The following is a 22,022-nucleotide window of genomic DNA, read 5'->3' on the forward strand; positions in this document are numbered from 1 at the left end:
CAATTGCGATCGCATTCCGGTCTACACTCGAGGCCTTTGCAACGCAATCTTTTACGTGAGGAGGTCAGCAATGAAGATCCTGATAAAAGAAGTGGCAAAATCCCAATGGCAAGTGCGTCTTGACCAGCACGCCGTCACCTTCCGCACCGAGGCCGAAGCCAAAGCCTTCGCTACCACGCTGCAAGCGCGCATCCATGCGCCGCACCACTTCCCCGAACAGCAACAACGCGCGGCCTGCTGAATCAGCCCTGGCGGCTGGCTTGTGCCAGCGCCCGGGCATTTTGCAGGCGGCGGGTCAGCATGGCTGCGCTCACCACCAACAGTCCGCACAGGCTGATGACCATCGCCATGGGCACCGCGGTGCCGTCATGCAATGCCGCCACCAGCGCGGCGGCCCCGGCGGCCACGGAAAACTGCAGGCTTCCCAGCATCGCCGAGGCACTGCCGGCCCGGGCACCCTGCCCGTTCATGGCGCAGGCGGAAGCGTTGGGAAGAATGCAGCCCAGGCTGGCGATGCAGATGAACAATGGAATCAGCAATGGCCATAGACGTTCGGGGTGCAAGGCGCTGACGGCCAGGAGGCACAACCCCGCCGTGAAATAGACCCACACTGCACGGCTCAGCAGGAAAGCCGGGCCACGCTTGGACAACAACCGCGCGTTGACCTGCGCCACCAGGATGAAGCCAGCCGCGTTGGTACCGAACAGCCAGCCGAAGTGTTCGGCCGGTACGCCATATAGCTTGATGAACACGAAAGGCGAGCCGGCGATGTAAGCGAACATCCCGGCGATGGCAATCCCGCCCGTCAGGGCATGCCCCAGGAAAACCGAGTCGGTCAGCAGCCTGCCGTACTGGCGCAACGCCCCCGACAGCGGTGGTCGAGGTACGTGGGCCGGCAGGCTCTCGGGCAGCCACAGGGCCACGGCCGTTGCCGCCATGGCGCTGAACAGGGTCAGGGCGATGAAAATCGATTGCCAGCCATACAGGTTCACCAGCAACCCGCCAAGCATCGGCGCGAGAATCGGCGCCAGGCCCATCACCAGCATCAACTGCGAGAACACCTTGGCCGACCCTACCGCATCGCATTTGTCGCTGACCACGGCCCGGGAAATCACCATCCCGGCACATCCACCCAGGGCCTGTACGAAGCGTGCGCCGATCAGCCATTCAAGGCTCGGCGCGTAGGCGCAGGCCAGGGAGGCCAGGGTGAACAAGCCGACCCCGACCAGCAGTGGAATCCGTCGCCCGAAGCGATCCGCCACCGGCCCGTAGGCCAGTTGCCCGATGGACAGCCCGAGGAAATAGGCGGCCAGGGTCAGTTGGATATGTTTTTCGTCCGTGCCGAAGGCGGTTGCCATGGCCGGGAAGGCAGGCAGGTAGAAGTCGATCGCCAAGGGACCGAAAGCGCTCAAGGCGCCAAGAATCAGAATCGTACGAAGGTTCATCGGGCGTCCGTCGGGCATCAGTCAGCAGCCCGACAGTCTAGCCCTGCCGGGCGCTCTTGAACATTCCGATAGGTCGCTAACGATTAAAAATATTCAAGTGGGGCTGACCTCGTAGCCTTCTTCCTGGATAACCTCGATCAGGGTGTTGGCCGGCAACGAACTCTGGACCCGGACGGTCTTGGCGCCCAGGTCGATCTGTACATCGGCGGCCGGATCCCTGGTCTGTACAGCCTGGGTGATGGCCTTGACGCAGTGACCACAGGACATACCCTGGACATTGAAAGTTTGCATCAGGTGACTCCTTGAGAATGGACGTTGCCGGCAGTTTCAAGCTTGCCATCATGGCAAGGTCAAGTTCTGATAAAAACTGCCGGGCTGGCAATTGCCGTCGCGCTCGGCCAAGCTGCCACTATCAAGGATTCCACACCGGAGGTTCGGCCATGCGCTGGTCAGCGTTCAGCCTGTTTTGCATGTTAGGTTTATCAGCGATGGCCCCCCAGGCATCGGCCGCCGGCGAAGATTACGGTGTGCTGATCATTTCCCGGGAACGACTGGAAGTGTCGACGTCCTGCGAGATCGGCATCTACATCCAGGATCAGCTCACCGCCCGGCTCTTCCAGGAAGACAGCACCTCCTTCAACTTGCCTCCGGGCCAGTTCTCCTTGCGCCTGAAGTTGTTGCCTGGCCAGGCACCGGGTTGCAATCCGGGCATGCTCGCACCGGGTTCCCAGGAGATTACGATCAGGGCCGGTGACATCCTGAAATACCGTATCGCCATGAATGAGCAAGGGATGTACCTCAAGCAGGCAGGGCTCGGTTACTGACCTCACCCGGATCCCTTGTGGGAGCGAGCCTGCTCGCGATAGCGGTATATCAGTGAATAACGTGCTGCCTGACAAAACGCTATCGCGAGCAGGCTCGCTCCCACAAGGATCAGCGAAGGTCTTTTGGATTGGCGCTTGACCTTACCAGCATGGCAAGGTTGATCCTGTAGTCATTCACTACAGGGAGCCCGACCCATGTCCGAATCCACCACTTTCGACCTGCCGATTGCCGGCATGACCTGCGCCAGCTGCGCCGGGCGGGTCGAGCGGGCCTTGAGCAAAGTCGCCGGAACCCGTGCCGTCAGTGTGAACCTGGCGACCGAGCAGGCGCGAGTCCAGGCCTCCGAGCAGAGCCTGCCAGCCTTGATAGAGGCCGTTGAACAAGCCGGCTACCATGTTCCTGTCCAAACCCTGGAGCTGAGCATCGGGGGGATGACGTGCGCCTCGTGCGTGGGTCGAGTCGAACGCGCCCTGGGCAAAATCCCCGGCGTTAACCGCGTCAGCGTCAACCTCGCCAATGAGCGGGCCCACCTCGAACTGCTCGGACAGGTCGATCCGCAAATCCTGATCGATGCGGTGAAACGCGCGGGCTACGAAGCCAGCGTCTGGCAGACCGAGCAGCCCCATGACACTCAGCCCCATCGGCTGAATCGTGAGCGCCTGATCCTGGCGCTGGCGATCCTGCTGTCCGTGCCCTTGGTGCTGCCGATGCTGCTGCAACCGCTGGGTGTGCACTGGATGCTCCCGGCCTGGGCGCAGTTCGCCCTCGCGACACCGGTTCAATTCATCTTCGGTGCGCGCTTCTATGTCGCGGCCTTCAAAGCCGTGCGGGCCGGGGCCGGCAACATGGACCTGCTGGTGGCCCTGGGCACCAGCGCCGGCTACGGCTTGAGCCTGTATGAATGGGTCATTGCCCGCCCCGGCAGCATGCCGCACCTGTATTTCGAAGCGTCGGCGGTGGTGATTGCCCTGGTCTTGCTGGGCAAATACCTGGAAAGCCGCGCCAAGCGCCAGACCGCCAGCGCCATTCGCGCCCTCGAAGCCTTGCGGCCGGAGCGGGCGACCCAGGTGGTCGATGGCGAGGAAAGGGATGTCGCCATCAGTGCCCTGCGCGTAAACGATCTGGTGCTGGTCAAGCCCGGTGAGCGCTTCCCGGTGGACGGCGAAGTGCTGGAGGGCCAGAGCCACGCCGACGAAGCGCTGATCAGCGGCGAGAGCCTGCCGGTGCCCAAACAGCCCGGCGACAAGGTCACCGGTGGCGCCATCAACGGCGAAGGACGCCTGCTGGTGCGTACCCAGGCCCTCGGCGCCGAAACAGTCCTGGCGCGCATCATCCGCCTGGTGGAAGACGCCCAGGCGGCCAAGGCTCCAATCCAGAAACTGGTGGATAAAGTCAGCCAGGTCTTTGTACCGGTGGTGCTGATGCTGGCCTTGGCGACGCTGATCGGCTGGTGGCTTTACGGTGCGCCGCTGGAAACCGCGCTGATCAACGCCGTCGCCGTACTGGTGATCGCCTGTCCCTGCGCCCTGGGCCTGGCGACCCCCACGGCGATCATGGCCGGCACGGGCGTGGCGGCGCGCCACGGGATCCTGATCAAGGACGCCGAGGCACTGGAACGCGCCCATGAAGTGGATACGGTGGTGTTCGACAAGACCGGAACCCTGACCTCCGGCACGCCGCGCATCGCTCATTCAAAAGCCCTGGACGGTGACGAAGCCAGGCTGTTGCAAATCGCCGGCGCCCTGCAACGCGGCAGTGAGCACCCCCTCGCCAAAGCCGTGCTGGATGCCTGCGCCGAGCATGGCCTGAACGTGCCGGATGTCAGCGACAGCCAGGCCCTGCCCGGACGCGGCATTGCCGGCAACCTCGATGGACGCCGCCTGGCCCTGGGCAATCGGCGCCTGCTGGATGAGTCGGACCTGGACGCCGGTTCGCTGGCCGAATCGGCGCAGGCCTGGGAAGCTGAAGGCCGGACCTTGTCCTGGCTGCTTGAACAAGGCGCGACGCCGCGGGTGCTGGGCCTGTTCGCTTTCGGCGACACCCTCAAATCTGGCGCTCTCGCGACCGTGCAAGCCTTGGATGAGCGCCACATCGCCAGCCACTTGCTCACTGGCGACAACCGGGGCAGCGCCCAGGTGGTGTCCCAGGCCTTGGGGATCGTCAACGTGCACGCCGAAGTGCTGCCAGGGGACAAGTCCGCCATTGTCCTTGAACTGAAGAAAAACGCCGTGGTGGCGATGGTCGGGGACGGTATCAACGACGCCCCGGCCCTGGCCGCCGCGGACATCGGCATCGCCATGGGTGGCGGCACCGACGTGGCGATGCACGCCGCCGGCATCACCCTCATGCGCGGCGACCCGCGACTGGTGCCGGCCGCACTGGACATCAGCCGCAAGACCTACGCCAAGATCCGTCAGAATCTGTTCTGGGCATTCGTCTATAACTTGATCGGCATCCCGTTGGCGGCCTTCGGCCTGCTCAACCCGGTGCTGGCCGGCGCGGCCATGGCGCTGTCGAGCGTCAGCGTGGTGAGCAATGCGTTATTGTTGAAATTCTGGACCCCCGAGCACCTGGAGGACAAACGATGAACATCGGCCAAGCGGCGCGCCAGAGCGGGCTGAGCGCGAAGATGATCCGGTACTACGAATCCATCGGATTGCTCAAGGCGGCCCATCGCACCGACAGCGGCTACCGGATCTACGGCGCCGATGACCTGCACACCCTGGCCTTCATCAAGCGCTCCCGGGACCTGGGCTTTTCCCTGGAAGAGGTCGGCAAGCTGCTGACCCTCTGGCAGGACCGGCAACGGGCCAGCGCCGACGTCAAGGCCCTGGCCCGGCAACACATCGACGAACTGAACCAGAAAATCCGCGAACTGGCCGAACTGCGCGACACCCTCCAGGACCTGGTGGAACACTGCCACGGCGACCACCGCCCGGACTGCCCGATCCTCAAGGAACTGGCGTCGGGGTGTTGCAAGGAAACGGCCAACGCCTGACACCCAGCTCCCACAGGAATTGGCGGTGAACACGGATGTTCTATTCACCCAAGATCCGGGGTGGGAGCGGGCTTGCTCGCGAAGACGGCGGCACAGTCAACACCCATGCAAGCTGACCCACCGCTATCGCGAGCAGGCTCGCTCCCACAAGGGACTGTGGTGAGTATCGATGGTGTGCTAGCCCCAGATCAGGGTGGGAGCGAGCCTGCTCGCGAAGACGGCGGCACAGTCAACATCCATGCCAACTGACCCGCCGCTTTCGCGGGCAAGCCCGCTCCCACAGGGCCTGTGGCAAACCGATAGTCCGTCGACACCGCCGAGCCCCATGGTGGGCTCACAAAAAACCCGGCCTTGGCCGGGTTTCGGGTCAACCGATTATTGCATCCAGGGCGGAGGCGGTTCTTCGGTTTTGCCGGGGGGAGCGTCGTCCGCCGCGCGTACGGCCTGGCGCCGTTCCTCGTCGAGGCGAGCGGCCTCGATCTCGCGCATGATCCCGCCGACATCCGCCAGTTCTTCCGACTCGTCGAACTCGCCGGTCAACACGCTGGCCGGATGCAAGGTGCCCGACTCGTACAGCGCCCACATCTCCTTCGCATACCGAGTGCGCTTGAGCTCCGGTGCAAACCGGCCGAAGTAGGAAGCCATGTTGCCCACGTCCCGCTCCAGCATGCTGAAGGCATGGTTGTTACCGGCCGCATCCACGGCCTGTGGCAGATCGATGATCACCGGACCTGTCGGGGTGAGCAGCACGTTGAACTCCGACAGGTCTCCGTGCACCAGACCGGTACACAACATCAGCACGATCTGGGAGATCAGGAACGCGTGGTATTCACGGGCCTGATCCGGCTCCAGCACCACATCGTTCAGGCGCGGTGCGGCATCGCCGTACTCGTCGGCCACCAGCTCCATCAGCAGCACGCCTTCGAGGAAGTCGTACGGCTTGGGCACTCGCACACCCGCGTTGGCCAGGCGGAACAGCGCCGCCACTTCGGCGTTCTGCCAGGCATCCTCGGTCTCCTTGCGCCCGAACTTCGAGCCTTTCGCCATGGCGCGGGCCTGGCGACTGTTGCGGACCTTGCGGCCTTCCTGATACTCGGCCGCCTGACGAAAACTTCGCTTGTTCGCCTCCTTGTAGACCTTGGCGCAACGCAGCTCATTGCCGCTGCGCACCACATAAACAGCTGCTTCTTTACCACTCATGAGTGGGCGCAGCACTTCGTCGACCAGACCGTCTTCGATCAGGGGTTCAATGCGTTTTGGAGTCTTCATCAGCTTTTATTCTGGGTCCTTTATGACCAAACACGCGAATGACAGCCGTTATACGGCAATCCTTCCTCTACGGGGAGGGGTTGCCGACCTATGAACCTTCGATGCACACACTGTGCCGATAATCGACCAAGCCGAATCATAGCTGACAGCCGCGACGCCGTTGGCATTTGGATGCGTCTGTATTTGCGACAAAATTTACGCCGGGCTGAAACCCGGTGAGCGGATTCAGGGCTTGAACAACTCCCCCGGCGTAACCCCGAACATCCCCTTGAACGCCGCGATAAAAGCCGACGTGGAATCGTACCCACACGACAACGCCGCACTGGTCACGCTCTCGCCATCCTCCAGCAATCTCAGTGACGACAGCAACCGCATGCGCTGACGCCAGGCACGAAAGCTCAGGCCGGTTTCACGCTGGAACAGGCGCATCAGGGTTTTTTCCGAGGTGCCCATTCGTTCGGCCCACATTTGCAGGGTAACGTTCCGCTCAGGTTGTTCGATCAACTCGTTACACAATCCCAACAGCCGGTCATGCCGGGGCAACGGCAGGGAGAAGCCCACTTCCGGCAGCACCGCCAACTGATCCAGCAACACCTGCACCAGCCGTGCCTCCTGCGTATCGCCCTGTGGATAATCGGCCGGCCACTGACAAAACGCCTTGATCAACTCCCGGGCCAGCGGCGTGACCTCCAGCACCCGGCAGCGATCATCGGCCCATGGGCAACTGTCGCGGTGGATATACAGGCTGCGCATTTCCGCCCGCATCGATGTCACGACCTGATGCTCCAGGTCGGCCGGGATCCAGATCCCCCATTGTGGCGGCGCGAAAAAACTGCCAGCGGCGGTGTGCACGCCGAGAACGCCACTGATGGCGTAGGAAAACTGCACCCAGTCATGCCGATGGGCCTGGGTCCACGAACCGGCGCTCAAGCTCTCGACACGGGCATACAACGGCCTGGGCAGTTGCGTCAGGTCAGGAATACGACGTTCGAGCTGCTGATGTCCGTTAGTCGGCATTGATTGGCCTTATGTCGCAAGACGACTGTCAGGACCGACGTTAGGCTAAGTCACCTCTTCTGACAACCTGCGGTGCCCTATGGCTATTTTCAGACACCTCAAGCGCATGGTGACCGACTGGTTCCTGTGCGGCATGTTGCTCGCCACATTGCTGGCGTATTTCTTCCCGGGCTTTGGCGCCACCGGCGGCGCCATGCATGCCGAGTGGGTCGTCAATATCGGCATCTTCGTGGTGTTTTTCCTGCACGGGGTCAACCTGTCCGGCGAACAGATCCGGCACGGCCTGAAGAACACCCGGCTGCACGTGATGGTGCAGGTGTTTACCTTCGTCGTGTTCCCCTTGATCTGGCTCGCCAGCAACAAGCTGCTGGGCAGTCATGTGCCGTCACTGCTGATGCTGGGGTTCTTTTACCTGTGTGCCCTGCCCTCGACCATTTCCTCCTCGGTGGCTCTCACCGGCAGTGCAGGGGGTAACGTGCCGGCGGCGATTCTCAACGCGAGCCTGTCCAGCGTGCTGGGGGTATTCCTGACACCGCTGCTGGTCAGTCTCGTGGTCGGTCGCGGCGATGGTGGTATCGACCTGGGTTCGACCCTGCTCGATCTGTGCCTGATGTTGCTGCTGCCGCTGGTACTCGGGCAGTTTCTGCGGCGCTGGCTGGCCGGTTTTTTCGGCCGCTACAAACGCTACACCAGCATCATCGACAAGCTGGTGATCCTGCTGCTGGTCTACGCAGCGTTCTGCAATTCCATGGTGTCCGGGATCTGGCAACAGCAAGGCAACGGTGTGCTGCTCAGTGCCGTGCTCGGCAGCGCCGTGCTGCTGGCAATCATCCTCTGGATGACCACCCGCACCGCCCGTACCCTGGGGTTCGACAACGCCGATGAAATCGCCGCGGTGTTCTGTGCCAGCAAGAAATCCCTGGCCGCCGGGGTGCCGATGGCGGCGCTGATCTTCGGCAACAACCCAGGCCTGGGGCTGATCCTGCTGCCGATCATGATCTACCACCCGATGCAGTTGATCGTCTGCTCGATCCTGGCCGAGCGGTACGCCAGCCGTCAGCGAGCGTCGGTCACCCGGCAGAACGAAACGCTGCTCAACGCTCGATAATCGCCGTCACACCCTGGCCGGCGGCCGCGCAGATGGAGATCAGCCCCCGGCCCCGCCCTGCGGCATCGAGCAACTTGGCAAGATTGGCCACGATACGCCCACCCGTGGCGGCAAACGGGTGACCGGCGGCCAGAGAGCTGCCTTTCACATTCAACCGGCTGCGATCTATCGCGCCCAACGGCGCGTCGAGGCCCAGATGGGTCTTGCAGTAGTCCGCATCCTCCCAGGCCTTGAGCGTGCATAGCACCTGGGCGGCGAATGCTTCATGGATTTCGTAGTAATCGAAGTCCTGCAGCGTCAGCCCGTTGCGCGCCAGCAGCCGGGGCACGGCATAGACCGGCGCCATTAGCAGTCCTTCGGCGCCATTGACGAAATCCACCGCCGCGGTCTGGCCGTCACGCAGGTACGCCAGAATCGGTAACCCCCGCGCCTTGGCCCATTCCTCGCTGCCCAGCAGCACCAACGACGCGCCGTCGGTCAGTGGCGTGGAGTTGCCGGCGGTCATCGTGCCCTTGGCGCTCTTTTCGAAGGCCGGTTTGAGCGAGGCAAGTTTTTCCAGGGTCAGGTCCGGGCGCAGGTTGTTGTCCCGGGTCAGGCCGAGAAACGGCGTCATCAGATCGTTCTGCCAGCCTTCGGCGTAGGACGCTGCCATTTTCTGATGGCTTTCCAGGGCCAGTTGGTCCTGTTCCTCCCGGGGAATCTGCCAGGTCTGGGCCATCAGCTCGCAGTGCTGCCCCATGTTCAGGCCGGTGCGCGGCTCGTTGATGCGCGGCAGTTCGGGGACGAGGTGTTGGGGACGCAGTTGCAGGAATACCTTGAGCTTTTCGGCAGTGGTCTTGGCGCGATTGGCTTGCAGCAGGATCCGGCGCAGTCCTTCGTTGACGGCGATGGGCGCGTCCGAGGTGGTGTCCACGCCGCCGGCAATCGCGCTGTCGATCTGGCCCAAGGCAATCTTGTTGGCCACCAGCAGCACGGTCTCCAGTCCCGTGCCGCAGGCCTGTTGCACGTCATAGGCAGGAGTGGTGGGTGCCAGCCGCGAGCCGAGCACGCATTCACGGCTCAGGTTCATCTCCCGGGAATGCTTGAGCACCGCGCCGGCGGCCACTTCGCCGATGTGCAGACCATGCAGGTTATAGCGCTCGATCAGCCCCTCAAGGGCAGCCGTCAGCAGTGCCTGGTTGCTGGCGCTGGCATAAGCCCCATTGGAACGGGCAAAAGGAATGCGGTTACCACCGATGATCGCGACGCGGCGTAGCTGTGTCATGAAGAACTCCCCGAGTAGATTGCAATGCGCTGGCGATCCCGAAAAAAATACTACCTGCGCACAAGCTTAGGCTTTATCTCGCCAATCGAACGACTGATTGCCGATCATGGTCCACACTTGGGAGCTCATCCGCCGGAGTACGTTCCATGTCTGACCGTTATATCGACTTCGCCAATTCGCCCATTGGCCTGCGCCTGGTCGGAGCCCTCGGCCTGCCATCGCCGGTACGTCTGGAACGCTGGCAGGCCGGGCGGCTGCGGCCAATCGAGGGCGCGCTGTTGCTGGGCGGCGGGCCGCTGATCGAACCGATCGGTGCGTTCGCCAAGCGCCTGACCGACGCGATTTTCGTCTACGGCGCCGAACCGACCCTGGCCACCGAGTGGATCCCCGGCCACGGCCCGAAAATCAAGGCCGTGGTGTATGACGCCAGCCATCTGACCCAGGCCGATCAGCTCAAGCAGCTGCGGGAATTTTTCCAGCCGTTGATGAAGAATCTCGACCGCAGCGCCCATGTCGTCATCCTCGGTCGAGCCCCGGAAAGTCTCACGGATCCCTTCGCCGCCAGTGCCCAGCGAGCGCTGGAGGGCTTCAGTCGCTCCCTGGCCAAGGAGTTGCGCCATGGCGGGACCTTGCAACTGTTGTACGTCGGCGACGGCGCCGAAACCCAGCTGGAGGGAGCGCTGCGGTTCTTCCTGTCGCCCAAGAGCGCCTTCGTTTCCGGGCAGGTCATTCGCCTCAATGCATGCCAGACCCAGGTCCAGGACTGGACGCGACCGCTCACCGGGCTCAAGGCACTGGTCACCGGCGCGGCCCGCGGGATTGGAGCCTCCATCGCCGAAACCCTGGCCCGTGACGGTGCCGACGTGATCCTGCTGGACGTTCCCCAGGCCAAGGCCGATCTCGAAGCCCTTGCCGCACGCCTGGGCGGGCGCGCCGTGACCCTGGACATCTGCGCCGAAGACGCCGCCAGCCAGTTGATCGAACACCTGCCAGACGGCGTCGACATCGTGGTGCATAACGCCGGCATCACCCGGGACAAGACTCTCGCCAACATGACGCCGGAATTCTGGGACGCGGTGCTGGCGGTCAACCTCAACGCACCGCAGGTGCTGACCAAGGCCCTGCTCGACAGCGGCACCCTGCGGGACAATGGCCGAGTCGTTCTGCTGGCTTCCATCAGCGGTATCGCCGGCAATCGCGGCCAGACCAACTACGCCGCCAGCAAAGCGGGGCTGATCGGCCTGGCCCAGGCCTGGGCGCCGCTGTTGCAAACGCGGGGCATCAGCATCAACGCCGTGGCCCCCGGCTTCATTGAGACCCGCATGACCGCCGAAATCCCCTTCGCCCTGCGCGAAGCCGGACGGCGCATGAGCTCCCTGGGCCAGGGTGGCTTGCCCCAGGACGTCGCCGAAGCCGTGGCCTGGCTCGCGCAGCCGGGCACCGGGGCCGTCACCGGGCAGGCCCTGCGGGTCTGCGGACAAAGCCTCTTGGGAGCCTGACCATGACGATCCAATGGCATGAGGTCAGCAGCGCGCCGAGTATGTCGGGGCTCTACGCGAAAGCCGCGACACGTCGCAAGATCACCGGCAAGACCTTGCCGGAGACCGGGTTGCGCCAGATGCTCCAGGTGGATCAGCAGCGCCTGGCGGCTTATCGCAAGGTTTGTGGTTTTGTCGACAACGGTCTGCTGCCACCGACCTACCCCCATGTACTGGCGTTCGCCCTGCAGATGCAACTGCTCACCGCCCGGGACTTCCCGTTCCCGCTGCTGGGGTTGATCCACCTGAGCAACCGCATCCGCGTGCTCCGCCCCATGGGTGGCGTCAGCCAGGTACGGGCCAGTGTCAATGTCGAACAACTGCAGCCTCACCCCAAGGGCGCGGTGTTCAACCTCGTGACCCGCATCGAGGATCAACTGGGGCCGTTGTGGGAAGCCGAGAGCGAAATGCTCTGCAAGGGCGTGCAACTTGAGGGTGTGCTGGTGGAGCCGCCACCGCAGATGGCTCCGGCGCTGACCGAAGTCACGCGCTGGACAGCCCCTGCGGACATCGGCCGGCAATACGCCAAGGTGTCCGGCGACTACAACCCTATCCACCTGAGTGCCATCAGTGCGCGAATGTTCGGTTTCCCCACTGCCATTGCCCATGGCCTGTGGAACAAAGCCCGGACCCTGGCGGCATTGGACGGTCACCTGCCCGAAGCCAACCTTGAAATCGCGGTGACCTTCAAGAAGCCGGTACGCCTGCCCAGCGAAGTGACGCTGCTGGCGAGCGCGGCGGGGTCCAGTGGGGATTTGCGGTTGGTGGGGTCGGGAGATCTGGAGCACATGATAGGAAGCTGGCGACCGATTGCCTGAGCCAGGCGGTGGCTCAGCCAGCATCCATGTTGACTGGACTGCCGTCATCGCGAGCAGGCTCGCTCCCACATTGGATCTGCAGCGAACAAACATCGGTGTTCAACACAAATCTCCTGTGGGAGCGAGCCTGCTCGCGATAGCGGTGGTCACCGCGGCGGATAATTGGACAGGATACGCCCGACCGTCTCACGCACCGCGCTGTCGCGGTCAGCGGGGTTGGGGGAGCTGCTGAGCAGTTGCTCGTCGCTGCCACGCCAGACCAGCTTGCCGTCCTTGCCATCGAGCAAATCGATCTGCACCGTGGCGACCTTGTAGCTGACGTTGCGGGTTTCGTTGTACATCGGTCCACCCCAGTAACCATTCCAGGGCCCGCCCCAACCGCCGCCATAGTTGGTGGTCACTTGTTGCTGGCGATCCTCGACGATCAGGTAGGCCTGGACCAGGACATCGCCGTGCCCTCCGGCGGCAGGGCGCAGGCCGCGCTGGTCGAGTTGATCGGCTACGGCCTGACGGATGCGCTGTTCTGTCAGGTCACTCCTGATCCGCGGATCATCGGGGCGGTATTGCAACGCCGGCTCTTTCCAGCTCCAGCTTCGATAGGCTGCAAAGTCGCGGCTGGTATCGAAATCATGGTTGACCTGGTTGGTCGCACAGGCGCTGAGCAGCAGGGCAAGGCCCAGTAGAGCAAGACGACGGAACATCACGCTTCTCCTGTTGCGTAATCAACTTGGCGGATAGGCCGACATGGCTTTTTCCACCGCCTCGCGAATGGCATCGGTGTTATCGCCCGGACGGCCAGCCTGAGGGGTTTCGGCACTGGCACTCCACACCGGTTGACCATTGCGGGCGTCGAACAGGTCGACGCGAACCACCACGACCTGCTCCTGATACGTGCGCACGACCGGCACGGTGTTGTACATGCCATAGCCAGGACCGTAGCGGTTGTAGCCTCCGTAGTAGCCCGAATCATAATCTTCCCGAACCTGGCGCAGGCGGGTCTCCAGCCGCAGGTCGGCGCTGACGAACAGGTCGGCCGGCCGGTTGTCATGCAGCGGACGCAGACCACGCTGGTCCAGGGCATTGCTCACCGCCTCGGCCACCTGGGCCGAATCCGCCCACGCGGTACCCGGCGGCAGGCGGCCGTTGAGCCAGGCCCAACTGCGATAGCGTCCATAGTCACGGGGGGCCGCCGGGTATGCGCTGCGGTCGAACACCGTGGCGGCCTCGGGCGGGGCCGGCGGCAGCGGCCTGGAGGTGGCGACATAGGGGTTGGGCCCCTGGCAGGCCGCCAGCCCCAGACATAACATCAGTAACCCTGTACGGCCTTGCATTTCACTCTCCGATCAGAGGGGACGGCAGATCCAGTGCAGATAACGTCCCAGCCCGGCAAACGCGGGATGGCGACGGTGGGCCAGCTCCATGTCCAGCAACTGCGACAGCTCTACACGGCCCTGGAACTCCACCGGCATGTAATCGTGAAAAACCCGCACGCCACTCTGGCTTTCGACCTGCCACAGACCCTCAAGTTGCGCCGCCAGCTCTCGCGGATCAAGGGGTTGTTGCGGCGTCAGGCTCTGTTTTTCACCGGCCATGTCATTTTTGCGCAGCTTGCGGAAGTGCCCCTTGAGCAAGTTGCGATAAACCAGCGCGTCACGGTTGTAGAACGCCAGCGACAGCCAGCCGCCGGGCGCCGTGAGTTGATGCAGCACCGGCAGGATCGTGTGAGGCTCCGCCAGCCACTCCAACACCGCATGACACAGCACCAGGTCGTACGGCTCGGTGAGCTGGCCCGGCAGTGCCTGCCACGGCGCCTGGATGAAGGTTGCCTCCTGGCCGGCGTCGGCAAACCGCTGGCGGGCGCCTTCGAGCATGGGCGCGGCCGGTTCCGCCAGGGTGACCTGATGACCGCGCTCGGCCAGCCACAACGACATATGGCCCAGGCCGGCGCCGATGTCGAGCACACGCAACGGGCGTTCCGGCAATACTTCAAGCAGGTCGGCCTGGAGCACCGCCAGGCGGATCGCGCCCTTGGCCCCACCATAGATTTTTTCGGCAAAGCGCGTGGCCAACTGATCGAAATGACGGTCGCTCATTGGCCGAACCGCCGCTCGCTGTCGGCCAGTTTGCTGCGCACCACGGCGTCCATGTCCAAGCCCAATTCGCTGCACAGCAGCAACAGGTACAAGACGATGTCTCCAACTTCCTGCCCGGCGTGGGCCAGTTTGTCGGCCGGCAGCTGGCGCGACTGGTCCTCGGTCAACCACTGGAAAATCTCCACCAGCTCGGCCATCTCTACACTGGCGGCCATGGCGAGGTTTTTCGGGCTGTGGAATGGCCGCCAATCGTTGCGATCACGAATGGCGTGCAGGCGTTCAGTCAGTTCAACAAGGTTCATCGGGCTCTCCTGGATGCCCATAGCTTCCGGGGGATGACGGGGGAAGGCAAGCGTCTCGATACGAAGCGGCAATTTGCCTCATAATCGAACGATCGCGGCGCCAACAGCTCCTACAATCAGGAACCCAAGGCTCGACTCGATTCTCTTCCATCAGGATGCAAACATGCAGGTAGAAAGCTTTTTCGAATGGCTCGGCCAGGCACTCGGCTCGATAATCCGTTTCATCGTCGACCTGCTGAGCGGCCTGTTCAACACCCTGGCCAACGCCGGCGGCAACTTTGTCGACGGCCTGTCACGGGCGCTGGGCATGGACACCTCGATCATCAGCATCATCGCGCTGATCCTCGGGCTGATGTTGCTGTACTCGGCGATCCGCGCCTTCATGCGTGCCTCGATTGTGCTGGGGATCATCTGGCTGGTGTTGGGGTTGTGGTTGTTGAGTTGGATCATTCACTAGAATCGCGCGTCTCTGTGGCGAGGGGATTTATCCCCGCTCAACAGCTCCTACAGAGCCCCGCGGGGATAAATCTCCTCGCCACAAAAGCCTTCTGTTTATTCCATTCCTTCAGGTGTAGGTCCTGGCTACACCGCCTTGCGCCGCTGCCTACAACTACGCCAGAATCCGCCGGCTTGTGCGCCTTGGGGCCGGGTTTTATTGTTTCTCCGTCGCTGACAAATCAGCGATCGGGTTTAGCAGCTCGGATAACATCAAGGCACGCCAGTGTCGCCATCAGAACAGCCAATCCGCATCGGATTGTCAGCACTATGGCGGCTATGCGTGGGGCACTTCGGTGCGCCGGGTTCCTTGATGCCTGGTCTGCTAACCCGCGTACAGCCGCCACCCAACTCGTTTAGCAGCGAAGGATGACGGCTCCACTCATCAAGGAGATTCACCATGTTCAAGGTCACCCCCAACCCACCGGCCACCGATCCCGCATCCTCCAACGATCCCACCGACTCGACAGCCTTCGACAAAGCCGCCAAACGCGCCCTCGACTTCTACCTCAAGCCCGAACCGCCTGAAGCCCAACCAAACCAACTGTTCACCGTTGCGAACGGCATCGACACCGAATGCCTGCTCGCCAACCTCAGCGAAACCCTGGCCTCGGCCAACGCCATGGCCGGTGACCTGGCCTTTGACCTGGACGGCTCGCGCCGCCACGTGGCCCTGGGCATCCAGCAGTTGATCGAACTGGGCGGCTTACTGGCCAACCGGGCGCTGGACAACGTCGACCCACGCTAACCGAAGCAACACATCACCTTTGTGGCGAGGGGATTTATCCCCGCTGGGCTGCACAGCAGCCCCAAAACCAGGCTCTGCGGTGCATCAGGTAAACCGCGTCAGCCGGGTTTACGACTGCTGCGCAGCCGAGCGGGGATAAATCCCCTCGCCACACTGAATTCGGAGCATCTCGCGTGTTCGGCACGCACTGGAAACGATCACTCAGAGAACCCGCTACAATGGCGCTCCACCAAGGAGCCCCCATGTCCAACCTGCTCGCCGACTGGCGCGACCGTCTCACCCATCGTCGGGTCTGGGCGTTGGCCGCGCCGATGATTCTTTCGAACATTTCCGTGCCGCTGGTGGCATTGGTGGACAGTACCGTCATCGGCCATTTGCCCCATGCCCATCAGTTGGGTGCGGTGGCGGTCGGGGCGAGTTTGTATACGGTGCTGGCCTGGGCCGTGGGTTTCCTGCGCATGGGCACCACCGGGTTCGCGGCCCAGGCGGCCGGACGGGGTGATGGCGCGGCATTGCGGCAAGTGCTGTTGCAAGGCCTGCTGCTGGCGATAGGGTTGGCTGTGGCGCTCGGAATCGTCGGGGTGCCATTGAGTAACGTGGCGTTGCATTTCATGCAGCCGTCCGCCGAACTCAACCAGTTGACCCGGGATTTCTTCTACACACGGCTCTTCGGCCTTCCGGCGGCGCTGGCCAGCTATGCGCTGGTGGGCTGGTTTCTCGGGGCCCAGAATGCCCGGGCACCGCTGGCGATTTTGCTGACCACCAATCTGGTGAACATCGTCCTGAACCTGTGGTTCGTGCTCGGCCTGGACTGGGGCGTGGCCGGTTCGGCCCGGGCCTCGGTGATCGCCGAATGGACCGGGGCACTGGTCGGCCTGGCCCTGGCCCACAAAACCCTGCGGGCCTGGCCCGGACAGATTGTCTGGGCGACCCTGGGGCTGTGGCAGAGCTGGCGGCCGCTGTTGGCCGTGAACCGGGACATTTTCATTCGCAGCCTGGCCCTGCAGTCGGTGTTTTTCCTGATCACCGTACAAGGCGCGCGCCTGGGGGACGCAACCGTTGCGGCCAACGCGCTGCTGCTCAACGGGCTGTTGCTGACGGCCCATGCCCTGGACGGCCTCGCCCACGCCGTCGAAGCGCTGTGCGGACACGCCATTGGCGCTCGCGACCGTTTGGCGCTACGTCGCTCACTGGTAGTGGCCTGCGGTTGGTCGCTGATTGCAAGCATCGGGTTTGCGCTGTTGTTCCTGCTCGCCGGGCACCTGTTCATCAACATGCAGACCGACATCCCCGATGTGCGCGAGACCGCCTACCGCTACCTGCCTTACCTCGCCGCCCTGCCACTGATTGCGGTCTGGAGCTATGTGCTCGATGGCTTGTTCATCGGGGCCACCCGCGCCCGGGAAATGCGCAACGGCATGTTACTGACCCTCTTGCTGGTGCTGCCCTTTGCCTGGGCGCTGCAAGGGTTGGGCAACCATGGCCTGTGGATCACCTTCCTGTTGTTCATGGCGTTGCGCAGCCTGACCCTCGGTGGTTTCGCCTGGCACCTGGATCGGCAGGACCGCTGGCTCGCAGTCCGCGCCGAGTGATGCTTTATTCTTCATCGCCTTGCCACAACCGCCGCAGATGCTCGAGCCGCTCGCGCTGAGAGCCGCCGGCCAGCGCTGGTGTTGGCCGGGCGTCGGGGTATTGCAGGCGCAGCCACAGCCAGCCGTCGAGCACTTCCCGTTCGGTAAACCCCAGTTTCAAGCCCTGCTCCAGGCAATCCCAGAGCGCGCGATAATCACGCCCGGTGGCACGGGACCAATGCCAGGCATGACGCTCCAGCAGGCATTGCTGCAATTTGCGCTGCTGTCGATCGCTGAGGCTGTGCTCGTTCTCCAGTGGCGCCACGGGCAACCCCGGATTGGACAGTTGCTGCCAGCCCTGGCTGCCGATGGCCCGGTCGGCCCAGGTGCCGCCGAACCAACGCAGCAAGCGAATGGGCCCTAGCCAGCAACTGAGCTCCCCTGGGTCGCAGCCGTCGAAGAAATAGCTGGCGGTGTGAGGGTTGTAATAGCTCAACAACGCCTTGTAGTGAGGACCCACGGTCACCGTCAGCATGCGTCGCAGATGCGCCAGCAATTGCGTAGGCGGTGACTCGCTCACCAACAACAGTCCCGGCCAGGCACCCGCGTCGACATGACACAGGCTCGCCAGCGCTGGGGATTGCTGCAAGTCCACCAGCAGCGGGCCGTGCTCCTTGAGCCCATGCCATTCGGTGTCTTCGAACAAGGCAAAGCACCGCGCTTCTGCAAACTGCTCTTGTAGTCGCTGCGCCGCCTTGGGAACGCCGGGTAGGTCGAGCAGCAACCACTGAGGCGTGGTTCCGGACAGAGATGCAGCGCTCATGGCGCGGCACCCACGTCGCGCCGGGTAACCAGCCGGCAGGTACATACCGGTTGGTCACAGGCACTGAAGCTGCCCCCGCCGGGCAGCAGGCAAAGCAACACCAGCGGCTCGGCCGCCTGGATCGCGGACAACAACGCTGGATCGGCTCCGGACGGCCAGGGTGCTTCGTGAGTCGTCGCGTCCGACGGCGCCGCATCGGCCATTACCGCAGTAGCCGGCGTATCAAGGAGCGCGCTGATCATGGGGCGATCCGGGTCGCCCTCGCAGAAACTCACCAACACCTCGGTGCCCGCACCGAAGGTGCCCATCGCGCAGGCGGCCAACTCGGGCGCCAACGGCAGCCAACAATGACTGGGGCTGGCCCCCTCGCCCTGATACACCCAATCGAACTGCACCGCCACGCGCCCGGCCATCTGCAACGCCGGTTCGTCCACTTCCACGACCCATCCACGCTGCCGGCCCACCATGCGCGGCTTGGCAGGGAGCCCGGTCGCCACGAATGGCAACCCCCAGGGAACGGCCTGGAAATGGTTGCCATACCCCCAGGCATCCGCGCGATGCTCGACCTTTGTCAGCAGCCAGCGCTGGTTCCAATCGCTAAAAGGATGCGCCGTGAGCAACAGTATCTGCCCGCTGTACAACCCCATCAGGTCACTGCTGCCTTGGGCGAGCTGTTCCCCCGAGGCCGTGGTTTGCACGTTGAAAGCCTGAACACCCGGAGCCGTCCCGTAGGCAACCTCGTCAACTGGAGAAAAGCCGCCCGCGTTATCGGCGAACACCAGGCAGCGCCCGTCCCGAGCCTGTTCGAAATAGAAGTGAATGCCCGCCTGGGCGCACACCCGCTGGAGAAATTGCAGATCCGACTCGCGGTACTGGGTACAGAAATCCTGCGGAGGGTAATCCCCCTTCAAGTCCAGGCACAGCTGGCGGCCGCCGATGCCATGGCCCTTGAGCACCTGGCGGATGATCTGCGGCACCGTGCAGTCGCTCAGTACCCGCTGGTTGAAGCGCTGCGCCAGGCCAGCCAGCTTCGGCCCGATACGCAGGCGACAGCCGGCGTCGGGACGCTGCTGCACAAGCGCGAGAAGCTGCCCGTGAATCTCCCCGCCCGCCTCCCCGAAACTCAGCCAGACGCTGCGGTATAACAAGCCCGCCAGGTCCGGCGGCGTGTCGCCGGGCGACAACTCCACCTCATAGGCAAAAGGCTCGCTGATGGCTTCGCTACCCATGAAGGCCGACACGACAAAGGGTTCGGGCAGACCGGCTATCTCCAGACGAAATGATGGCTCGTTGGCTGGATCGGACATCGGCGTATCTCTACAGGAGGGGCGGCCGGGGATTCTCGCTGAGAGCCATGGCGGAGTAGAGAGCCCAAGTACAAGTTAGGAAAGGGACTACATGAAATGAGGACAGTATTGAGGAAATGACCCAACGCTCGGAATTAACAGCGGCACAAATAAGAACGCCCTCCGGAACTATCTGAAAAAACTCGCAATGCGCGATGAATTTTCTGACAGCCCCGGAGGGCGATGTCGATCGATCAAAGAGCTGCCACAGAGCCCTGATGCCGATCAGTCAAGCCACAAACCTGTGGGAGCAAGCTTTGCTCCCACAGGGTTTGTGCCGTTTGATCCTTAACTGACTGGCATCAGCCGCAGAGCCCCGTGCTCAAACGGCTTTCATCTGCGCATCAGGACGACAAGTACGACGAACGCGTCAATCCCAGGCGCAGGGCATCGAGGAACTGGGTGCGCTCGGCGGCGCTGATACGGGCGCTGGCACATTTGTCGCGGTAGTGGGTCATCAACTCCTCTGGCGACAGGTGCACGTAGCGCAGCATGTCCTCGATGGTGTCGTGGGTTTCGATACCGGCGTGGTACACGCTGCCGTCGGCGTTCTGGTAGATGTTCACCGAGTCGGTATCACCGAACAGGTTGTGCATGTCGCCAAGGATTTCCTGGTAGGCGCCGACCAGGAAGATCCCCAGCAGGTAGTCCTCTCCGGGATTGAGCGCATGGACCGGCAGGCTGGTCTCGATGCTCTGCTCGTCGACGTACTGCTTGATCTTGCCGTCGGAGTCGCAGGTCAGGTCCTGCAACACGGCGCGGCGCATCGGCTCCTCGTCGAGACGGTGCAGCGGCAGGATCGGCAGCACCTGGCCGATGGCCCAGGTATCCGGCAGGCTCTGGAACACCGAGAAGTTGCAGATGTACTTGTCGGCGAGCTTGTCGTTGAGTTCATCCAGCACTTGGCGATGGGAACGCTGGCGGGCCTTCAACGAGTTGTGCAGGCGACGGCACACGGCGAAGTAGCACTGCTCGGCCAGGGCTTTTTCCGCCAGGGTCAGCTTGCCGTCGGCGTACTGGGTGGCCACGTCGCTCATGTAGTGGGTGGCGCGCCAGTAGGTTTCGGTGACCATCTCGATATCGGTCGGGCCCAACAGGTCAACCAGCCACTGCACGGTTTCAGGCAGCTCCTGCTTGTTGTCGATCACCGGCATGTCGTCGACGTGTCGCTCCACGTCGGTCACCTGCACCACCAGCATCGCGTGGTGCGCGGTCAGGGAGCGACCGCTTTCCGAAAAGATGTGCGGATGCGGCAGGCTCTGGGCATCGCAGAATTCCTTGAGCATACCGACCACGACACCGGCGTAATCGTCCATGTCGTAGTTGATCGAACTGGCGTTGCGCGAATGTGTACCGTCGTAGTCCACGCCCAGGCCACCGCCGACGTCGATGTGATCCACCGGCAGGCCGAGGTTGCGCAGTTCGCCGTAGTAACGGATCGCTTCCTTGAAGCCGTGCTGGTAGTCCGCCAGGTTGGCGATCTGCGAGCCCATGTGGAAGTGCAGCAGGCGAATGCCCTGGTCCAGGCCAGCAGCGCGGAAACGCTCGACCACCGACAGCAACTGTGCAGCGGACAAGCCGAACTTGGACTTCTCGCCACCGGTGTCGGCCCATTTGCTCGACGCCAGGGAGGACAGGCGCACCCGCAAGCCAACCTGTGGCTTGACCTTGAGCGAAGCAGCTTCTTCGATCACCAGGCCGACTTCGGATTCTTTCTCGATCACGATGAAGACGTTGTGGCCCAGCTTCTGGCCCATCAGCGCCAGGCGGATGAACTCACGGTCCTTGTAACCGTTGCAGACGATGGTCCCGCCCTTCGGCGCCAGGGCCAGCACCGCCAGCAGCTCGGGCTTGGAGCCGGCTTCCAGGCCGATGGAGACGTTCTGGGTGGCGATGATGTTCTCGATCACCGCTTCCTGCTGGTTGACCTTGATCGGGTAGAGTGCGGTGTACTGACTCTGATACTCCAGGCGCGCGATGTTGCTGTCGAACGCACCGGTGAGCTGGCGTACGCGGTCTTGCAGGATATCGGGGAAGCGCACCAGCAAGGGCAACGACAGACCGCTCTGGCGCAGTTGATCGACCTGTTCGAACAGATCGATGGGCGAACTATCGGGACCGTTCGGACGAACTTCGACGCGACCGGCGTCATTGATCGCGAAATACCCGGCCCCCCAATGGCGAATCCCGTAAACACTGCGGCTGTCCGCAACTGTCCATTGGCTGCCATCGTCTTTGCGTGTGCGTCGTACGGACATCGAAGTCCCCTATAAAGAAGTCAAAATGCACCATCCGGTCGGAGGCTGGCGCAGTCTAGAGAATGGAAATGACGATTTGCCTGCAAGCAGGGTAGACCCTGCCT

Annotated in this window: 22 protein-coding genes; 10 read left to right on the top strand and 12 right to left on the bottom strand. The window is 63.1% G+C overall.

Going from position 1 to position 22,022, the window contains the following annotated elements; all coding sequences use genetic code 11:
* Positions 1-70: 70 nt before the first annotated feature.
* Positions 71-241, top strand: a complete 171-nt coding sequence (locus ACODTO_RS19470; protein WP_167355722.1) for a hypothetical protein — start codon at positions 71-73, stop codon at positions 239-241.
* A gap of 1 nt (position 242) precedes the next feature.
* On the opposite strand, the gene ACODTO_RS19475 is transcribed toward ACODTO_RS19470, so the two are convergent.
* Together ACODTO_RS19475 and ACODTO_RS19480 are read right to left on the bottom strand one after the other, a co-directional pair.
* On the bottom strand, positions 243-1,445 hold the full coding sequence (locus ACODTO_RS19475; RefSeq protein WP_139646585.1) for a multidrug effflux MFS transporter: 1,203 nt from the start codon (positions 1,443-1,445) through the stop codon (positions 243-245).
* A gap of 93 nt (positions 1,446-1,538) precedes the next feature.
* Entirely contained in the window at positions 1,539-1,736 is a 198-nt protein-coding gene (locus tag ACODTO_RS19480; protein ID WP_139646588.1) for a heavy-metal-associated domain-containing protein, read from the bottom strand.
* A gap of 149 nt (positions 1,737-1,885) precedes the next feature.
* On the opposite strand from ACODTO_RS19480, the gene ACODTO_RS19485 reads away from it, so the two are divergent.
* The 3 genes from ACODTO_RS19485 to cueR all read left to right on the top strand — a co-directional run bounded on the left by ACODTO_RS19485 (position 1,886) and on the right by cueR (position 5,268).
* Positions 1,886-2,269 (top strand): hypothetical protein, encoded by a 384-nt coding sequence (locus ACODTO_RS19485; protein ID WP_139646590.1) that lies wholly within the window; start codon positions 1,886-1,888, stop codon positions 2,267-2,269.
* Positions 2,270-2,464: 195 nt separating this feature from the next.
* Positions 2,465-4,858: a heavy metal translocating P-type ATPase gene (locus tag ACODTO_RS19490; protein ID WP_489106925.1), complete on the top strand. Its 2,394-nt coding sequence runs from the start codon at positions 2,465-2,467 to the stop codon at positions 4,856-4,858.
* The gene (gene cueR / locus ACODTO_RS19495) at positions 4,855-5,268 is read left to right on the top strand and encodes a Cu(I)-responsive transcriptional regulator (protein WP_139646594.1); all 414 of its coding nucleotides are present in this window, start codon (positions 4,855-4,857) and stop codon (positions 5,266-5,268) included. Before ACODTO_RS19490 ends, cueR begins: the two co-directional genes overlap by 4 nt.
* Positions 5,269-5,643: 375 nt before the next feature.
* Here the strand turns inward: cueR and ACODTO_RS19500 are convergent, their stop codons facing one another.
* Positions 5,644-6,537 carry a PA4780 family RIO1-like protein kinase gene (locus tag ACODTO_RS19500; protein ID WP_139646596.1) on the bottom strand — a complete coding sequence of 298 codons (894 nt, stop codon included), beginning with the start codon at positions 6,535-6,537 and terminating at the stop codon, positions 5,644-5,646.
* Positions 6,538-6,762: 225 nt separating this feature from the next.
* Positions 6,763-7,554, bottom strand: coding sequence for an AraC family transcriptional regulator (locus ACODTO_RS19505; RefSeq protein WP_175385590.1), 792 nt, complete (start codon positions 7,552-7,554; stop codon positions 6,763-6,765).
* Between the two features lie 79 nt (positions 7,555-7,633).
* Between ACODTO_RS19505 and ACODTO_RS19510 the strand changes: the two genes are divergently transcribed.
* Positions 7,634-8,662, top strand: a complete 1,029-nt coding sequence (locus ACODTO_RS19510) for a bile acid:sodium symporter family protein (protein WP_139646600.1) — start codon at positions 7,634-7,636, stop codon at positions 8,660-8,662.
* On the opposite strand, the gene ACODTO_RS19515 is transcribed toward ACODTO_RS19510, so the two are convergent.
* Entirely contained in the window at positions 8,649-9,926 is a 1,278-nt protein-coding gene (locus tag ACODTO_RS19515) for an acetyl-CoA C-acetyltransferase (protein WP_139646602.1), read from the bottom strand. The two genes, ACODTO_RS19510 and ACODTO_RS19515, sit on opposite strands and share 14 nt — an antisense overlap.
* A gap of 146 nt (positions 9,927-10,072) precedes the next feature.
* Here ACODTO_RS19515 and ACODTO_RS19520 point away from each other — a divergent pair, with 146 nt between their 5' ends.
* Positions 10,073-11,425 (top strand): 3-oxoacyl-ACP reductase, encoded by a 1,353-nt coding sequence (locus ACODTO_RS19520; protein ID WP_139646603.1) that lies wholly within the window; start codon positions 10,073-10,075, stop codon positions 11,423-11,425.
* 2 nt (positions 11,426-11,427) lie between these two features.
* Entirely contained in the window at positions 11,428-12,282 is an 855-nt protein-coding gene (locus ACODTO_RS19525) for a MaoC/PaaZ C-terminal domain-containing protein (RefSeq protein ID WP_489106926.1), read from the top strand.
* 146 nt (positions 12,283-12,428) lie between these two features.
* On the opposite strand, the gene ACODTO_RS19530 is transcribed toward ACODTO_RS19525, so the two are convergent.
* Genes ACODTO_RS19530 through ACODTO_RS19545 form a run of 4 tightly spaced genes read right to left on the bottom strand, consistent with a single transcriptional unit; the run spans position 12,429 to position 14,677 of the window.
* Positions 12,429-12,983 carry a DUF4136 domain-containing protein gene (locus tag ACODTO_RS19530; protein ID WP_175363071.1) on the bottom strand — a complete coding sequence of 185 codons (555 nt, stop codon included), beginning with the start codon at positions 12,981-12,983 and terminating at the stop codon, positions 12,429-12,431.
* A gap of 21 nt (positions 12,984-13,004) precedes the next feature.
* Complete coding sequence (locus tag ACODTO_RS19535; RefSeq protein WP_175363072.1) at positions 13,005-13,613, bottom strand: DUF4136 domain-containing protein; 609 nt, start codon at positions 13,611-13,613, stop codon at positions 13,005-13,007.
* Between the two features lie 12 nt (positions 13,614-13,625).
* Positions 13,626-14,375 (bottom strand): methyltransferase domain-containing protein, encoded by a 750-nt coding sequence (locus ACODTO_RS19540; RefSeq protein WP_464710298.1) that lies wholly within the window; start codon positions 14,373-14,375, stop codon positions 13,626-13,628.
* Positions 14,372-14,677 carry a MazG-like family protein gene (locus tag ACODTO_RS19545; protein ID WP_024780720.1) on the bottom strand — a complete coding sequence of 102 codons (306 nt, stop codon included), beginning with the start codon at positions 14,675-14,677 and terminating at the stop codon, positions 14,372-14,374. Before ACODTO_RS19545 ends, ACODTO_RS19540 begins: the two co-directional genes overlap by 4 nt.
* 163 nt (positions 14,678-14,840) lie before the next feature.
* Here ACODTO_RS19545 and ACODTO_RS19550 point away from each other — a divergent pair, with 163 nt between their 5' ends.
* The 3 genes from ACODTO_RS19550 to ACODTO_RS19560 all read left to right on the top strand — a co-directional run bounded on the left by ACODTO_RS19550 (position 14,841) and on the right by ACODTO_RS19560 (position 17,512).
* Positions 14,841-15,134 carry a hypothetical protein gene (locus tag ACODTO_RS19550; RefSeq protein WP_024780721.1) on the top strand — a complete coding sequence of 98 codons (294 nt, stop codon included), beginning with the start codon at positions 14,841-14,843 and terminating at the stop codon, positions 15,132-15,134.
* A 438-nt stretch (positions 15,135-15,572) separates the two neighbouring features.
* Positions 15,573-15,920 (top strand): DUF6124 family protein, encoded by a 348-nt coding sequence (locus tag ACODTO_RS19555; protein ID WP_489106927.1) that lies wholly within the window; start codon positions 15,573-15,575, stop codon positions 15,918-15,920.
* Positions 15,921-16,162: 242 nt separating this feature from the next.
* A complete protein-coding gene (locus ACODTO_RS19560; RefSeq protein WP_139646619.1) occupies positions 16,163-17,512 on the top strand; it encodes an MATE family efflux transporter in 1,350 nt (449 codons plus the stop codon).
* Between the two features lie 4 nt (positions 17,513-17,516).
* Here the strand turns inward: ACODTO_RS19560 and ACODTO_RS19565 are convergent, their stop codons facing one another.
* The 3 genes from ACODTO_RS19565 to speA all read right to left on the bottom strand — a co-directional run bounded on the left by ACODTO_RS19565 (position 17,517) and on the right by speA (position 21,918).
* The gene (locus ACODTO_RS19565; RefSeq protein ID WP_139646621.1) at positions 17,517-18,314 is read right to left on the bottom strand and encodes a DUF4123 domain-containing protein; all 798 of its coding nucleotides are present in this window, start codon (positions 18,312-18,314) and stop codon (positions 17,517-17,519) included.
* Positions 18,311-19,621 (bottom strand): type VI secretion system Vgr family protein, encoded by a 1,311-nt coding sequence (locus ACODTO_RS19570; protein WP_489106928.1) that lies wholly within the window; start codon positions 19,619-19,621, stop codon positions 18,311-18,313. The genes ACODTO_RS19565 and ACODTO_RS19570 overlap by 4 nt, the downstream gene beginning before the upstream one ends.
* Before the next feature lie 383 nt (positions 19,622-20,004).
* Complete coding sequence (gene speA / locus ACODTO_RS19575) at positions 20,005-21,918, bottom strand: arginine decarboxylase (RefSeq protein WP_041022530.1); 1,914 nt, start codon at positions 21,916-21,918, stop codon at positions 20,005-20,007.
* Positions 21,919-22,022: the final 104 nt, after the last annotated feature.

Source organism: Pseudomonas sp. FG13, from assembly GCF_057809755.1.